Raw genomic sequence first — 14,803 nt, forward strand, 5'->3', positions numbered from 1 at the left:
TAGGGCGGTGCAGGGGCAGGCTTTCTTCGAATTGATCGGTCCGCTGGTGTTTCTGGCTTTCGCGTTCGGGTTCCTCGAGATCCGGCGCCACATGCCGCAATTCGCGTCCGCCGGCCTGCTCGCGCTTTCCTACCTCCTGCGCGCCTGCGGCTATGGCGCGGACTATTTCCGGGCGGAAATGCCGGCGGATTTCGCCATCTTCGCCGCGATCGTGCCGTTCCTCGGCGCGGGCGTGGCCTTCGGCGCCGGCATTCTTCGCCTCTACAGGGTGCCCGTGCCGTGGGCGGTATACGGCATCTGCGTGGCGGTGATCCTGGCCGCGGTGAGCTGGTTCCGGTTCGTCGACGACAGCGTCGTGGCCCGCGTGATCGTGATGAACGGCGCGGCGGCCGCCGCCCTCGCCTATCTCGCCGTGGCCATCCGGTCCGGAATCAGGCGGCGCATAGACCGGTTCCTCCAGATCCTGTTCATCGTCAATGCCGGCCAGTTCGTCCTGCGCACGGCGGCGATGCTCTGGCTGGAAGGCCACCTGCTGACCGAGGCGAACTATGCGGGCTCGCTGACCGGCTCCTCGCTGCGTTTCTCGATCGTCGTCGCGACGGTGGCCATCGTGGCGACGCTGTTCGCGATCTACGGAATGGAAATCGTCGCCACGCTGACGCGCAACAGCCATACCGATCCCCTGACGGGCGTCCTGAACCGGCGCGGCTTCGACGCCGCCGTGTCAAGGTTGCAGGCAAGGCATCGTCCGGGCGCGTCCGGGCATGGCTTCGTCCTCGCCGACATCGACGGTTTCAAGTCGATCAACGACCGGTTCGGCCACGATGTCGGGGACACGGTCATCGCCCGGGTCGCGCGCATCCTCCAGGGCGCGGCGCGGGAGAACGACATCGTGGCGCGCTGGGGCGGCGAGGAATTCGCCATACTGGTCGCGGATGGCGGGGAGGGCATGGCGCGCCTATACGCGGAATCGGTGCGGGTCGTCGTCGAGGACCTCGAACTCGAGTGCCTGCAGGGCGCATCGGTCACGATCAGTTTCGGCGTCGCCGGATGGCGGCATGGCGAAACGCTGCGCGAAGTCGGAAAGCGCGCCGACGACGCGCTCTACGACGCGAAGACCTCGGGCAGGAACCGGGTGTGCGTCGCCACGGAACGGTCACCGCAGGCTTCGGGTGCCGTCGCATGAGGGACCGGCCGGTTCAGCCCGGCACCGCGAGGTTCAGCAGGTAGAGCCAGACGGTCACGGTCAGTACCGAAAGGGTGGTGGCCAGCAGGAAGGCCGAGGCCGCGAGATTGACCGCGCGGTCGTACATCACCGCGAAGAGATAGATGTTCATGCCCGGCGGCATGGCGGCCAGCGTCACCGCCGCGAGCACCGCGTCCGCCGGCAGGTGGAAGACATAATGCGACAGGCCGAAGGCGATCGCCGGGTGCAACAGCAGCGAAAGGACTGTCACCATGCCCGCCTCCGCCAGGTCGGCGCGCAGGCGATAGCGCGTCATTGCCGCGCCGATGCCGACCAGCGCCACCGGAATCGCCGCGCTCGCGATCATGTCGACGGCGGCCATCACCGGTTCCGGCAGCCAGTGACCGGTCACGTTGACGATCGCGCCGGCCAGGATGCCGATCATCAGCGTATTGGCGATGATCGAGCGACCGGCGACGGCAAGGGTCTCCGTCAGCGTGCGGCCGCCGCGCCGCATCAGTTCCATCGTCAACATACCGACGGCGTAGAGCAGCGGCGCGTGCAGCGCGATGATGCCGAAGGCGGGTGTCAGCGGCCCGGCGCCGTGCGAGCGCTCGATGATCGCCAGGCCGAGCAGAACGGAATTTGAAAATGTCGCCGAGAAACCGACGGCGACCGATTCGCCGGGGCGGCGGCCGAAGACCCTGCGTGCAAGCACGATGCCGACGGCGAAGCAGGTGAAGGCGCCCGCATAGAAGCTCAGCAGCAGCGGCGGCGAGAAGGCGGCGGAGAAATCCAGCCGCTCCAGCGCGCGGAACAGCAGCACCGGCACCGCGATCTTCACCGCGAAGCCGTTCAACGCGTCCGCAAGCCCGCCCGGAAGGTAGCCGCTCTTCACCGCCCCCCAGCCGGTGGCGATGAGCAGGAAGACGGGGGCGACGGTCACGAGAATGGTCAGCATGGTTCCGCATTAGACCGGATCGCCGGGGCTTGGAAGGGGCCGGCCTGTTTCGATCCCGTTAACCATGCGCCGAATCCATGCCGTCCTGCTGCGCTGCCCCGGTCGATTGATGCGGCGCCTTAACACATCCTAAAGTTGCAATGTACATTGTTCCGGCGAATTCCGCTTCGGCCTCGCGGCCGGGGAAAACCGGAGCCCTGCCTTGCACGCGCATTCCTATTTCCAGCTGACCGGCACGCTTGTCTTTGCCGTTTTCGCTGTCGCGTTCGTCTTGATCTGGCGCCACGTACGCGACACGATGCCGGTCCGGCATTTCGCGCTTGCCTTCTTCCTCGGCGCCTGCGCCACCTTCGCCGACTTCATGCGTGCCTCCATGCCTCCGGTCGTGGCGCTGCACGTCCTGAACCTGCTCTACCTGGCCATGGAGATCGTCTTCGTTTCCGCGGTCTACCGGCTCTACGACAGCGCCGTGCCATGCCGGTTTCTCGCGTTCCTGTCCGTGTTCGGCGCGGCCGGGCTCTCATGGTTCATACTGGTCGACGACAACATCGCCGCGCGCCTGGTCATCATGAATGGCGGGGGCGCGCTCGCCACGATCCTTCCCGCGTTCGCGCTGCGCCAACGGATGGTCCGGCCGATCGACCGCGTCCTGCAGGCCGCCCTGGTCGTCATCGGCCTGTGCATCGGCGCGCGCGCGGGCATCGTTCTCCTTGCCGGTCCGGGCGGCATGACGAACGAGAACTACGCGCAGTCGATGACCGCCCTTTCGCTGCACTTCATCCTGGTGCTGAGCGCGCTCACGATCGCCATCATCCTGTTCGTCATGACCGGCATGCAGATCGTCAAGCGTCTCACCCGGGCCAGCGAGACCGACCCGCTGACCGGCGTTCTCAACCGGCGCGGCCTCGAGACGCGCCTTCCGGCGCTGGCGGAATCACGGGCCGGCCATGCCGTGGTCATGGCCGATATAGACCACTTCAAGCATATCAACGACCGGTTCGGCCACGAGGCCGGCGACGCCGTCATCCGGCTGTTCGCGCGCATCCTCGCCGGCACGCTGCGCGAGAGCGACGTGGTCGTGCGATGGGGCGGCGAGGAGTTCCTCGTCGTCCTTCGCGATGCCGATGTCCCGACGGCCAGGCGCTTCGCCGAGGCCGTGCGCATCGTGTTCGGGGAAGAGGCGCCGGCCATCGTCGGAGGCCGGGAAGTCACGGCAAGCTTCGGCATAGCGGCGTGGGACGGCAGGCAGGCGATCTCCACCATCAGCCATCTTGCCGACAAGGCGCTCTACCGGGCCAAGCGCGGCGGCCGGAACCGGGTCTGCCAGCATGCGCCGGGCGCGGCGGAGGAAAATGCCCGCGCTGCCGCCGCGTGACGGCTTGCCGGGGGGAACCGTCCGGCGTATCACCCGTCCATGATTCGCTCACGTCTTCCCGTCGCGCTCGTCCCGCTCTGCCTCCTCGCCGCCTGCGAGACGTCGGGACCGGCTTCCGGTTCCTCCGGCGGATACGCCGCGCTTCCGCCGCGTGCGGCAACCTATCGCTGCAACGACGGGGTGACCCTGGAAGTCCGGCGCGCCGGAACCGGCGTGACCGTGTCCGACAGCCGCGGCATCGAGGCCACAGTGCAGGCCAGTCCGCCCGGCCAGTCGACGCGCTACGCGGAAGGGATTCACGCGCTCATCCTGGAGGGAACCAGCGCCACGTGGTTCGTCTCCGGTCAGGTGCCCGCGGTCTGCCGCCGCTAGTGCCGGCCGGCGGTTTCGTGATCGAAAACAGGCATTTGGGCCGCGACCCGTTCGAGAAGACGCGAAATCGCGTTTCCAATCGATTGAAAAGGCCCGGCGGTGTTGCATTGCATCAAATTCCGGCTAAGGGATGATGCCGAACCGGCCGCCACGCTTTGACGCGGCGCGGCTGCCGCCGTATTAACGGGTGCACCCGGTCCGTGCACCGACCCGATTCACATTCGAGGAGCAGCCTGTCGTGAGCGCTTCCAGTCCTGCAAAGAGCGAGCGTCCGCTTTCGCCGCATCTTCAAGTCTACAAACTGATCCCGACCATGGCGATGTCGATCGTCCACCGCATCACCGGCGGTGCGCTCTATGTCGGCACGCTGCTGTTTGCATGGTGGCTGATCGCCGCCGCCAGCGGCCCGGACTATTTCGCGACCGTCAACGGCTTCCTCGGCTCGTGGTTCGGCCTGCTCGTCCTGTTCGGCTTCACCTGGGCGCTGATCCACCACATGCTGGGCGGCCTGCGCCACTTCGTGTGGGATCTCGGTTACCTGTTCGAAAAGCACACGGCGACGAAGCTCGCCTGGGCGACGCTCGCCGGCTCGATCACCCTGACCCTGGTGATCTGGATCGCCGGCGCGGCCCTGCAATAGAGGAGGAAGCCATGTCGATTCTCACTTCCTACAAGCGCGCACACGGGCTGGGCTCGGCGAAGGACGGCACGGAGCATTTCTGGCGCCAGCGCGTCACCGCGGTCGCCAACGTGCCGCTGATGATCGCCTTCGTGTGGATCGTCGCAAGCTGCATGGGCCAGCCATACGAGGCGGTGCGCGCCACGCTCGGACAGCCCCTCGTCGCGGTCATCCTGCTGCTCGTCGTCGTCAGCGGGCTCTATCATGCCAAGCTCGGCATGCAGGTGATCATCGAGGACTATGTCCACGGCGAAAAGACGAAGTTCGCCGCGCTGCTGGCGAATGTCTTCTTCACCTTCGCCGTCGGCGCGCTTGCCGTCTTCTCAATCCTGAAACTGGCATTTGCGGGCTGACGCCCGGAATTCCTGACAGCGGCTCCAGGGAACGATACGGATGAACACTGACGCTTCCAACAACGGAAAGGCCGGCGCGGCCTACAGATACGAGGACCACAAGTTCGACGTGGTCGTCGTCGGCGCCGGCGGGGCGGGCCTGCGTGCGACGCTCGGCATGGCCGAGCAGGGCCTGCGCACGGCCTGCATCACCAAGGTATTTCCGACCCGCTCGCACACGGTCGCGGCGCAGGGCGGCATCGCGGCCTCGCTGACCAACATGACGCCGGACTGCTGGCAGTGGCACCTCTACGACACCGTCAAGGGATCGGACTGGCTCGGCGACGTGGATGCCATGCAGTATCTCGCCATGGAGGCGCCCAAGGCGGTCTACGAGCTCGAACATTACGGCGTGCCGTTCAGCCGCACCGAGGACGGCAAGATCTACCAGCGTCCCTTCGGCGGCCACATGCAGAACTACGGCGAGGGGCCGCCCGTGCAGCGCACCTGCGCGGCCGCCGACCGCACCGGCCACGCCATCCTGCACACGCTCTACGGCCAGTCCGTGAAGCACAAGGCGCAGTTCTTCATCGAGTATTTCGCGCTCGACCTGATCATGGACGATGACGGCCGCTGCACCGGCGTCGTCGCGTGGAACCTCGACGACGGCACGATCCACCGCTTCTCGGCCAAGATGGTCGTGCTGGCCACCGGCGGCTACGGCCGGGCCTATTTCTCCTGCACCTCCGCGCATACCTGCACGGGCGACGGCAACGGCATGATCGCGCGTGCCGGCCTGCCGCTGCAGGACATGGAGTTCGTGCAGTTCCACCCGACCGGCATCTACGGCGCGGGCTGCCTGATCACCGAGGGCGCGCGCGGCGAGGGCGGCTACCTCGTCAATTCCGAGGGCGAGCGCTTCATGGAACGCTACGCGCCGAGCGCCAAGGACCTGGCCTCGCGCGACGTCGTCTCGCGCTGCATGACGATCGAGATCCGCGAGGGCCGCGGCGTCGGCAAGAACAAGGATCACATCTTCCTGCATCTCGACCATCTCGATCCGGCCGTGCTGGCCGAGCGCCTGCCCGGCATCTCCGAATCGGCGAAGATCTTCGCCGGCGTCGACGTGACCAAGGAGCCGATCCCGGTGCTGCCGACCGTCCACTACAACATGGGCGGCATCCCGACGAACTACTGGGGCGAGGTGCTCAACCCGACCAGGGACGATCCGGACGCGGTCGCGCCCGGCCTGATGGCGGTCGGGGAGGCGGCCTGCGCCTCGGTGCACGGCGCCAACCGGCTCGGCTCCAACTCGCTGATCGACCTCGTGGTGTTCGGCCGCGCGGCGGCGATCCGCGCAGGCGAGGTGATCGACCGCGACGAGCCGATCCCGGACGTCAACGAGGCGGCCTGCGAGAAGATCATGGACCGCTTCGACCGGCTGCGTCACGCCAACGGCTCCACGCCGACGGCGGATCTGCGCGAGAAGATGCAGCGCGCCATGCAGGAGGACGCCGCCGTCTTCCGCACCCAGGAGAGCCTGGAGCAGGGGTGCAGGCGCATCACGGAGATCTGGGGCGAGCTGTCGGACATCAAGGTTACCGACCGCTCGATGATCTGGAACTCCGATCTCGTCGAGACGCTCGAGCTGGAAAACCTGATGGCCTGCGCCACCACCACGGTGCACGGCGCCGAGGCCCGCAAGGAAAGCCGCGGCGCGCATGCGCGCGAGGACTACAAGGACGGTCCGATGGGCGGCCGCGACGACGAGAACTGGCGCAAGCACACGCTCGCCTGGGTGGACGAGAAGGGCAAGGTCACGCTCGACTATCGCCCGGTCCACACCGACCTGATCGCCGACGGCATCGACATCAAGAAGATCGCGCCGAAGGCGCGGGTCTACTGACGATGACCCTGGCGGCGGCCGGATATTCGGGCAGGCCCCTGGCCGACAAGCTCGGCATGAAGGACGGTCATGCCGCCCTGTTCGTGGGCTTGCCGGACGCGGTTGCCGGACTGGCGGAGGCGCGCGATTTCGCGTCCCTCGAAACCGCCGCATGGGACGCGCTGCCGGGCGAGGGGCATTACGATTTCGTGCACGCCTTCACGACCGAAAGGGCGGACCTGGAGGAAAACGCGGAGACGCTGCGCGACCGGATCATGCCGGACGGCATGGTCTGGATATCGTGGCCGAAGAAGTCGTCGAAGGTCGCGACCGACATCACCGAGGACCGGATTCGCGACGTGCTGCTGCCGTGCGGCCTCGTCGACGTGAAGGTCTGCGCCGTCACCGACATCTGGAGCGGGCTGAAGCTCGTCGTCCGCAAGGAACTGAGAACGCATTGATGCGGAGCCGATAGAAATGGTTGAACTCGCACTTCCCAAGAACTCGAAGATCACCCAGGGCAAGGTGTGGCCGAAGCCCGAGGGCGCGACCAACCTTCGCGAGTACCGGATCTACCGCTGGAGCCCGGATGACGGGAAAAACCCGCGAATCGACACCTACTATGTCGACATGGACGATTGCGGACCGATGGTGCTCGACGGCCTGCTGTGGATCAAGAACAGGATCGACCCGACGCTGACGCTGCGCCGCTCCTGCCGCGAGGGGATCTGCGGCTCCTGCGCCATGAACATCGACGGCACCAACACGCTGGCCTGCACGAAGGGCGTCGACGAGATCGACGGGCCGGTCAAGGTCTATCCGCTTCCGCACATGCCGGTGGTCAAGGACCTCGTGCCGGACCTGACCCAGTTCTACGCCCAGCACGCCTCGATCCAGCCCTGGCTGGAAACCAGGACCCCGGCGCCGGAAAAGGAATGGCGCCAGAGCCACGAGGACCGCGCCAAGCTCGATGGCCTCTACGAGTGCATCCTGTGTGCCTGCTGCTCGACCTCCTGCCCGTCCTACTGGTGGAACGGCGACCGCTATCTCGGACCCGCCGCGCTGCTGCAGGCCTATCGCTGGCTGATCGACAGCCGCGACGAGGCGACCGGCGAGCGGCTCGACCACCTGGAAGACCCGTTCCGGCTCTATCGCTGCCACACCATCATGAACTGCACCCAGGCCTGTCCGAAGGGCCTGAACCCGGCCAAGGCGATCGCCGAGATCAAGAAGATGATGGTCGAGCGGCGGGTCTAGGCGCGCCGTTTCTTTCCCGGGGCCGGTTCGCCGCGATGTCGGCGACCGGCCGATGTCGCGTGCCCTATACCCCGCGCCCCGTTGGATAAATTTCGCCCCCTTTCCCGGAACTCCGGCATTTCCGCGAAAACTTGTCCAACGCCCTCCGGCCTCGCCTATCCTTCCCCTTGCCCCCTCGCGGAAGCCTGAGTGCGCACCGGCATTTCGGGGAGGGGGACGGTACCCGGTGTCCGCGTGCAGGTGGCGCGGGCAGGAGCCGGCTTGACGGAAGTCGCCCAACAGCTCCGAAACCGGGGAGGCATATCGGTCCCGCGCGTGGCCGCCGTGCCGCCGGCTCCCCCGGGCGGTAGCAGCAGCGGCGGGCGAGCGGCGCCGGAACGCGAGCGCATCCGCCACGGGGAAGGCGGGTCACAGATGCGTGCCGTATCCGGCCTGCGAGCTGCCCACGGGCAAGGCGGCGGGATGACTGATGTCGTGAGAATGCCGAGCGGGCGGTCGGGGGACCGCGCAAAAATCAAGATGAGCGGCCTCCGACCGCCCGTCTTCCACCCGTTTCAATGGCCAGACCGGTTGGTTCCGGGGCGTGGCGAGGATGGCGCGCGCCTTCAGTTTGCCCGTGTCGCGATCGCCGCCGCCGCGCCGATCGCGCTGCCTTCGACGCGCCCGGCTAGGCGGACCTGGCCGCCGCGATGCGCTCCGCCGCGATGGCGTCGGCGATCTCGGCAGTGGTCGCGCCCGTTTCCGCCGCCCGGCGGAAGATCTCGTCCAGCGTGTCCGGGATCGTCGCGACCTTCGCCATGGCCGCGTCGCGGTCGTAGCCGCCCGGGGACAACTCGGCGGCGACATTGATCAGGCCGCCGGCATTGATGACGTAGTCGGGGGCGTAGAGGATGCCGCGATCAGCCAGCCTGCGCGCGTCCTCCGGGCGGGCGAGCTGGTTGTTGGCCGAGCCGGCGACGACCTTCGCCTCCAGCGCGGGGATCGTCCGCTCAGACAGCACGCCGCCCAGTGCGCAGGGGGCCAGAACGTCGGCTTCCGCCGCAAGGATCGCGTCCGGACCGGCCTTGCGGGCGCCGAACTCGGTCGCCGCCGCCTCGACGCGGGTGCTGTCGATGTCGGTCACGGTGAGAGCCGCGCCGGCTGCGTGAAGCCGCTCGCACAGCGCCCAGCCGACCGCGCCGAGACCCTGGACGGCGACGCGGATGCCCGCGAGATCCTCGCGTCCGAGCCGGTGGCGCACCGCCGCCCTCAGGCCGAGAAAGGTGCCTTCCGCCGTGACCGGCGAGGGGTTGCCGCTGCCGCCCGCCGTGGTGCCGGTGACGTTGGGCGTCAGCGTGTGCAGGAAATCGGCATCGGCCAGGCTCATGCCGACATCCTCGGCGGTGACATAGACGTCGCGCAGCGTCGCCAGCATCTCGCCATAGGCTTCCAGCATCGCCCTCGGCTTGCCGGCGCGCGCATCGGCGATGATCACCGCCTTGCCGCCGCCCAGCGGCAGGCCCGAGATCGCGGCCTTGTTGGTCATGCCGTGGGACAGGCGCAGCACGTCGGTCAGCGCCTCGTCGAAACCGGCATAGGGCCAGACCCGCGTCCCGCCAAGCGCCGGCCCGAGAACGGTGGAATGAATGGCGACGATAGCCGTCAGGCCGCGCGCGGAATCGCGGCCGGCGACGACACGCTCATGGTCCGCGAAGTCGGGCAGGGCGCGCGCCTCGCCGGTGATGTCGGTGATTTCGAGCGTGGGAGAGACCGCCCTGACGCCGGCCTCCTCGTTGCGTTTGAGCATGGTGTTTCCTCCTCCGGTATGGGAAAAGGATACGCCCGAAACCGCGACATTTGGTTGCGATCTTGGCGCGGGAAACGTCACGAAAAGCGAAGGAAATACCGTCGCTGCGTAACAAAATTGCCCGTTTCCCGATGCGCCGCGGCAGGCGCCCGCCGGCTCAGACCAGCCGGGCGTCCAGCGTGATTGCGATTGACGCCAGGGCGCCGGATACCGGGCACTCGCGCTTGGCCCGTTCCGCCAGTTCCGCGAAGCTGTCCGCGTCGATGCCGGGAACCTCTGCCTCGAGGTCGAGGGCCGAGCCCAGGATGCCCTCACCGGGCTTTACCTCGACGGTGGCCGTGCATTCGAGCTTCCTGGCCGGGGTGCCGTTCTCGGCGAGGAAGTGGGAAAGCTGCATCGCGTAGCAGCCCGCATGGGCGGCGGCGATCAGTTCCTCCGGATTGGTGCCGGTCGTGCCCTCCTCGTCCTCGAAGCGCGCGCGGAAATCGTAGCGCTTCTCGCTCAGCGCGCCGCTTTGCGTGGTCAGGTTGCCTCGGCCTTCCTGCAGGTTGCCGGTCCAGATCGCGGTTGCGTGGCGTTTCATCGTGTTCTCCTCGTGCAGGGATTTGCGGTTGGCGTCGCGCCTCAGGCAATAGGTTGCCCATTCGGAACGATCTTCAAGGGCATTTGTTGCGCTCCGCGTCCCGCCACGCGCCGGGCGTTCACGCAAGCGTGTTCAGTTATGACTGGGCTTGCCGGGGAGATTCGTGGTTTGTCTGCGACAGGAAACCCGGAGAAACCGAGATGGGAAAAATGAAGACCGCCATGCTGACACTGGCCCTTGCAGCCTCGGCGCTGGGCGCGGCGAAGGCGGAGACGCGGTCGCTGGTCGTCGCCGGTGGCTGCTTCTGGTGCGTGGAGAGCGATTTCGATCACATGGAGGGGGTGGTGGCCACAACCTCCGGCTATGCGGGCGGCGAGATGAGAAACCCGACCTACCGCAACCACGGAAAGCACCGCGAGGTGGTGAAGGTCGACTACGACGACACAAAGACCGACTACCGCACCCTGGTCGGAAACTTCCTGCGCACCATCGACGTGACCGATGCCGGCGGACAGTTCTGCGACCGCGGCCATTCCTACACGACCGCGATACACGCCGCCGATGAGGAGGAGGCACGAATCGCCCGGGAGCTGCTTGCCGAGGCCGAGAAGCAGCTCGGGCAGGAAGTCGTCACGCCGGTCGAGGGCAAGGTCGTCTTCTGGGAGGCGGAGGACTACCACCAGGACTACTATCTGAGCCAGGAGAAGCAGCTCACCCGGTTCGGCCTCGTCACCCGGGCGGAAGCCTACAAGGGTTACCGCGAGGGATGCGGGCGCGACCAGCGGGTGCGCGAGCTATGGGGAGACCAGGCCTTCCGCGGCGTCGTCAAGGAAGGCATGTAGGAACTTGCCCCCGGCGTGAACCCTTGCTAGATCGCCGTGCAACAGCCTGCGGCGCACGGTCCCGCAGCGCGGCACTTCAATATCACGCTGTTGTGTCATACTATCGATACACTAATCGGTGAGAGGACGGGTCAAAACCCACCGGACACATGGCCATGGAATTCCAGAGCGCATCTTCGACCTTCGCGGACATCGTGACCGGGCGTGCCGATGCGCGCTCTCTGCGACAGCAGCATATCGTCGACCAGCTGATCGAGGAACGTGGCCAGAACCTGGTCCGGCATCCGCTATGGCCGCTGATCCGCCCGGCGCTCTACAAGGTCCTCTACTATGAGCAGGCCGTGCGCATGGCCGACGATGTCGCCGAGATGAGCGGCATCGAGTGTTTCGAATATGTCAGCAGGCTGCTCGATCTCGACATCACGGTGGAGGGCAAGGAGAACCTGCCGAAGGAAGGTGGCTTCATCCTCGTCTCGAACCACCCGACCGGGATCGCCGACGGCGTCGCCGTCTACGACATGCTCAAGGACACGCGCCCGGATCTGGTCTTCTTCGCCAACCGCGATGCCATCCGCGTCAACCAGCGCCTGTCGGAGATCATCATCCCGGTCGAATGGCGCACCACGGAAAAGTCGCACGCCAAGAGCCGCGAGACACTGGTGCGCACCAGCCGCGCCTTCGCCGAGAAGCGGGCCATCGTTCTGTTCCCGTCCGGTCGCATCGCATACTGGTCGAAGGGACGCCTCAACGAGCGCCCCTGGCAGGCCACCGGCGTGCACATGGCCAAGCGCTACAACGTGCCGGTCGTTCCCATGCACATGAGCGCGCGCAACTCGAAGCTGTTCTATCTCCTGTCGCACCGCACGCCGGAACTGCGCGACATGACGGTTTTCCACGAGCTGCTCAACAAGAAGGGCCAGCCGTTCCGGATCAATATCGGCAAGCCGGTCGATCCCGGGACCATGGACGGCGACGTGCAGGACCTGACCGTGCGCCTGCAGCGGCATTGCGAGCATGTCCTGCGCGAAAGGCCCGACGCCGAATTCGAGGGCTGAAGCCTCGTTCCGCCAGAATGGCCGATGCACCCACTTGGTGCCGGCTGCGGCATTTCGTCCGGAATATGCCATTTCCGGCTTGCATCCGAGCATTTAATAAGCTGGCTGCCTATCTGTCGATCGACGGGCGGCGGATGCCATGTCCTGCCGCGCCGGATCGAGTGCCCGTCATTCTTTGCGTGATGCGAGGACATTTTCCATGACCAGCCGAATTGCCCATGCCGGACTCCGTTCCAAGATCGCGACGGCGGAAGAGGCCGCAGCGTTCATCCAGTCCGGATCGACGGTCGGGATGAGCGGTTTCACCGGATCGGGCTACCCCAAGTCGGTACCGGTGGCCCTGGCTTCCCGGATCGAGGCGGAGCGCGCCGCCGGACGGCCCTTCCGCGTGCGGGTGTGGACCGGGGCCTCGACCGGACCGGAACTCGATGGCGCGCTGGCCAAGGCAGACGGGATCGAGTTCCGCCTGCCCTACAATTCCGATCCGATCGCGCGCGAGAAGATCAACAGCGGCGAGATGAGCTATTTCGACATGCATCTCAGCCAGGTGGCACCAATGGCGTGGCAGGGCTTCCTCGGGCCGCTCGATACCGCCGTGGTCGAGGTCTCCGGCATCACGCCTGACGGCGCGCTGATTCCCTCCTCCTCCGTCGGCAACAACAAGACCTGGCTCGACCAGGCGAAGCAGGTCATCCTCGAGGTCAATCGCTGGCAGAGCGAGGCGCTCGACGGCATGCACGACATCTACTACGGCACTGCGCTGCCGCCGCATCGCAAGCCGATCCCGCTGGTCAATCCGGGTGACAGGATCGGCGAGCCGCATTTCCGGGTCGATCCCGACAAGATCGTGGCCATCGTCGAGACCGACGCGCCGGACCGCAACCTGCCCTTCTCCGAGCCGGACGAGGTGGCGAGGGCGATCGCCGGGCACTTGCAGGAATTCCTCGTGAACGAGGTCGCGCGGGGGCGGCTGACGAAGGAACTGCTGCCGCTCCAGTCCGGTGTCGGCAATGTCGCCAATGCGGTCATGGCGGGGCTGCTCGACGGGCCGTTCGAGAACATGACCGCATTTACCGAGGTCATCCAGGACGGCATGCTCGACATGCTCGATGCGGGCAAGTTGCGGATGGCTTCGGCAACGGCCTTCTCGCTTTCGCCCGAGTCGGCGCAGCGGTTCAATTCCAACGCTCACCTTTATCGCGACAAGCTCATCCTGCGGCCGCAGGAGATTTCCAATCACCCGGAACTGGTGCGGCGGCTCGGATGCATCGCCATGAACGGGCTGATCGAGGCCGACATCTACGGAAACGTGAACTCCACCCACGTCATGGGGTCGCGTATCCAGAACGGTATCGGCGGCTCCGGCGATTTCGCGCGCAATGCCTATGTATCGATCTTCATGACGCCTTCCACGGCCAAGGGCGGCAAGATCTCGGCCATCGTGCCGATGGCCAGCCATGTCGATCACATTTCGCAGGATGTCCAGGTGATCGTCACGGAGCAGGGCCTGGCCGACCTGCGGGGCCTCGCGCCGAAGCAGCGGGCCGAACTGATCATCTCCAATTGCGCGCATCCCGACTACCGGGATGCACTGCGGGACTACTACGACCGCGCCTGCAAGACCTCCTTCGGACGCCACTCGCCGAACATTCTGGACGAGGCGCTTTCCTGGCACCGCCGTTTCGTCGAAACCGGAACGATGCTTCCATAGAAGTGCAAGTGAAAACGCCTGCCCGGTTCCTACCGGGCAGGCGTCTTGAACAGCGTGTCGGCCATGTGCCGAAGATCAGGCGATCTTCTGGCCGGTCTTGGCCCAGTCGGCGAGGAAGGCGTCGAGGCCCTTGTCGGTCAGCGGATGCTTGACGAGCGCCTTCAGCACTGCCGGCGGCACGGTGGCGACATCGGCGCCGATCAGGGCCGCTTCCTTGACGTGATTGACCGTGCGGATCGACGCAGCAAGGATTTCCGTCTGGAAACCGTAATTGTCGTAGATGGTGCGGATCTCGCCGATCAGTTCCATGCCATTGAGGCCGATGTCGTCGAGACGGCCGAGGAATGGCGAGATGAAGGTCGCGCCGGCCTTGGCTGCGAGCAGCGCCTGGTTGGCCGAGAAGCACAGCGTCACGTTGGTCTTGTAGCCTTCCGAGGTCAGCGCCTTGCAGGCCTTCAGGCCCTCCAAGGTCAGCGGCAGCTTGATGCAGATATTGTCCGCGATCTTCGCGAGCACCTTGCCTTCCTTGATCATGCCCTCGAAATCGGTCGCGGTGACCTCGGCGGAAACCGGCCCGTCGATCATGTCGCAGATTTCCTTCGTGACCTCGGTGATGTCACGGCCCGATTTCATGATCAGCGACGGATTGGTGGTCACGCCGTCGACGAGTCCGATATCGTTCAGTTCGCGGATTTCCTTCACGTCCGCGGTATCGACAAAGAATTTCATGTTTTGGCCCCTGGTGTGCGCTTGAGGGAGTTCGATCGGGCTTCCGTTTA

At 66.2% G+C, this 14,803-nt stretch carries 15 protein-coding genes; 11 read left to right on the forward strand and 4 right to left on the reverse strand.

The genetic code is table 11. The features are described 5' to 3' along the window. The first annotated feature begins 7 nt into the window (after positions 1 to 7). The gene (locus HTY61_RS16660) at positions 8 to 1,186 is read left to right on the forward strand and encodes a GGDEF domain-containing protein (RefSeq protein WP_175277859.1); all 1,179 of its coding nucleotides are present in this window, start codon (positions 8 to 10) and stop codon (positions 1,184 to 1,186) included. Positions 1,187 to 1,199: 13 nt separating this feature from the next. Here the strand turns inward: HTY61_RS16660 and HTY61_RS16665 are convergent, their stop codons facing one another. Continuing rightward, on the reverse strand, positions 1,200 to 2,147 hold the full coding sequence (locus HTY61_RS16665; protein ID WP_175277860.1) for an AEC family transporter: 948 nt from the start codon (positions 2,145 to 2,147) through the stop codon (positions 1,200 to 1,202). Positions 2,148 to 2,349: 202 nt separating this feature from the next. On the opposite strand from HTY61_RS16665, the gene HTY61_RS16670 reads away from it, so the two are divergent. The 7 genes from HTY61_RS16670 to HTY61_RS16700 all read left to right on the forward strand — a co-directional run bounded on the left by HTY61_RS16670 (position 2,350) and on the right by HTY61_RS16700 (position 8,047). Continuing rightward, entirely contained in the window at positions 2,350 to 3,522 is a 1,173-nt protein-coding gene (locus tag HTY61_RS16670; RefSeq protein ID WP_175277861.1) for a GGDEF domain-containing protein, read from the forward strand. Positions 3,523 to 3,561: 39 nt separating this feature from the next. Further along, entirely contained in the window at positions 3,562 to 3,894 is a 333-nt protein-coding gene (locus HTY61_RS16675; RefSeq protein WP_175277862.1) for a hypothetical protein, read from the forward strand. Positions 3,895 to 4,132: 238 nt separating this feature from the next. Further along, entirely contained in the window at positions 4,133 to 4,534 is a 402-nt protein-coding gene (gene sdhC / locus HTY61_RS16680) for a succinate dehydrogenase, cytochrome b556 subunit (protein ID WP_175277863.1), read from the forward strand. Positions 4,535 to 4,545: 11 nt separating this feature from the next. Then, a complete protein-coding gene (sdhD, locus tag HTY61_RS16685; protein WP_175277864.1) occupies positions 4,546 to 4,926 on the forward strand; it encodes a succinate dehydrogenase, hydrophobic membrane anchor protein in 381 nt (126 codons plus the stop codon). Between the two features lie 40 nt (positions 4,927 to 4,966). Next, on the forward strand, positions 4,967 to 6,811 hold the full coding sequence (sdhA, locus tag HTY61_RS16690) for a succinate dehydrogenase flavoprotein subunit (RefSeq protein WP_175277865.1): 1,845 nt from the start codon (positions 4,967 to 4,969) through the stop codon (positions 6,809 to 6,811). A gap of 2 nt (positions 6,812 to 6,813) precedes the next feature. Next, entirely contained in the window at positions 6,814 to 7,251 is a 438-nt protein-coding gene (locus HTY61_RS16695; RefSeq protein ID WP_175277866.1) for a DUF3052 domain-containing protein, read from the forward strand. 16 nt (positions 7,252 to 7,267) lie between these two features. Further along, positions 7,268 to 8,047: a succinate dehydrogenase iron-sulfur subunit gene (locus tag HTY61_RS16700; RefSeq protein WP_175277867.1), complete on the forward strand. Its 780-nt coding sequence runs from the start codon at positions 7,268 to 7,270 to the stop codon at positions 8,045 to 8,047. A gap of 667 nt (positions 8,048 to 8,714) precedes the next feature. Here HTY61_RS16700 and HTY61_RS16705 read toward each other — a convergent pair. After that, positions 8,715 to 9,833 carry a Leu/Phe/Val dehydrogenase gene (locus HTY61_RS16705; RefSeq protein WP_175277868.1) on the reverse strand — a complete coding sequence of 373 codons (1,119 nt, stop codon included), beginning with the start codon at positions 9,831 to 9,833 and terminating at the stop codon, positions 8,715 to 8,717. Between the two features lie 157 nt (positions 9,834 to 9,990). After that, complete coding sequence (locus HTY61_RS16710; RefSeq protein ID WP_175277869.1) at positions 9,991 to 10,416, reverse strand: OsmC family protein; 426 nt, start codon at positions 10,414 to 10,416, stop codon at positions 9,991 to 9,993. Positions 10,417 to 10,616: 200 nt separating this feature from the next. Here HTY61_RS16710 and msrA point away from each other — a divergent pair, with 200 nt between their 5' ends. The 3 genes from msrA (at position 10,617) to scpC (ending at position 14,024) form a co-directional block, all read left to right on the forward strand. Next, positions 10,617 to 11,258, forward strand: a complete 642-nt coding sequence (gene msrA / locus HTY61_RS16715; protein WP_343045198.1) for a peptide-methionine (S)-S-oxide reductase MsrA — start codon at positions 10,617 to 10,619, stop codon at positions 11,256 to 11,258. 155 nt (positions 11,259 to 11,413) lie between these two features. After that, positions 11,414 to 12,313: a 1-acyl-sn-glycerol-3-phosphate acyltransferase gene (locus HTY61_RS16720; protein ID WP_175277870.1), complete on the forward strand. Its 900-nt coding sequence runs from the start codon at positions 11,414 to 11,416 to the stop codon at positions 12,311 to 12,313. Between the two features lie 199 nt (positions 12,314 to 12,512). After that, positions 12,513 to 14,024: a succinyl-CoA:acetate CoA-transferase ScpC gene (gene scpC / locus HTY61_RS16725; RefSeq protein ID WP_175277871.1), complete on the forward strand. Its 1,512-nt coding sequence runs from the start codon at positions 12,513 to 12,515 to the stop codon at positions 14,022 to 14,024. Between the two features lie 75 nt (positions 14,025 to 14,099). Here the strand turns inward: scpC and fsa are convergent, their stop codons facing one another. Then, positions 14,100 to 14,753: a fructose-6-phosphate aldolase gene (gene fsa / locus HTY61_RS16730; protein ID WP_175277872.1), complete on the reverse strand. Its 654-nt coding sequence runs from the start codon at positions 14,751 to 14,753 to the stop codon at positions 14,100 to 14,102. Between the last annotated feature and the right edge of the window lie 50 nt (positions 14,754 to 14,803).

Origin of the sequence: Oricola thermophila (genome assembly GCF_013358405.1) — a bacterium.
Classification (GTDB): domain Bacteria; phylum Pseudomonadota; class Alphaproteobacteria; order Rhizobiales; family Rhizobiaceae; genus Oricola; species Oricola thermophila.

What these genes read in the sequence shown, in the direction of transcription:
- HTY61_RS16665 (WP_175277860.1), bottom strand. Translation starts at nt 2,147, where the DNA reads ATGCTGACCATTCTCGTGACCGTCGCCCCCGTCTTCCTGCTCATCGCC.
- HTY61_RS16675 (WP_175277862.1), top strand. Translation starts at nt 3,562, where the DNA reads ATGATTCGCTCACGTCTTCCCGTCGCGCTCGTCCCGCTCTGCCTCCTC.
- sdhD (WP_175277864.1), top strand. Translation starts at nt 4,546, where the DNA reads ATGTCGATTCTCACTTCCTACAAGCGCGCACACGGGCTGGGCTCGGCG.
- sdhA (WP_175277865.1), top strand. Translation starts at nt 4,967, where the DNA reads ATGAACACTGACGCTTCCAACAACGGAAAGGCCGGCGCGGCCTACAGA.
- HTY61_RS16695 (WP_175277866.1), top strand. Translation starts at nt 6,814, where the DNA reads ATGACCCTGGCGGCGGCCGGATATTCGGGCAGGCCCCTGGCCGACAAG.
- HTY61_RS16700 (WP_175277867.1), top strand. Translation starts at nt 7,268, where the DNA reads ATGGTTGAACTCGCACTTCCCAAGAACTCGAAGATCACCCAGGGCAAG.
- HTY61_RS16705 (WP_175277868.1), bottom strand. Translation starts at nt 9,833, where the DNA reads ATGCTCAAACGCAACGAGGAGGCCGGCGTCAGGGCGGTCTCTCCCACG.
- HTY61_RS16710 (WP_175277869.1), bottom strand. Translation starts at nt 10,416, where the DNA reads ATGAAACGCCACGCAACCGCGATCTGGACCGGCAACCTGCAGGAAGGC.
- msrA (WP_343045198.1), top strand. Translation starts at nt 10,617, where the DNA reads ATGGGAAAAATGAAGACCGCCATGCTGACACTGGCCCTTGCAGCCTCG.
- HTY61_RS16720 (WP_175277870.1), top strand. Translation starts at nt 11,414, where the DNA reads ATGGAATTCCAGAGCGCATCTTCGACCTTCGCGGACATCGTGACCGGG.
- scpC (WP_175277871.1), top strand. Translation starts at nt 12,513, where the DNA reads ATGACCAGCCGAATTGCCCATGCCGGACTCCGTTCCAAGATCGCGACG.
- fsa (WP_175277872.1), bottom strand. Translation starts at nt 14,753, where the DNA reads ATGAAATTCTTTGTCGATACCGCGGACGTGAAGGAAATCCGCGAACTG.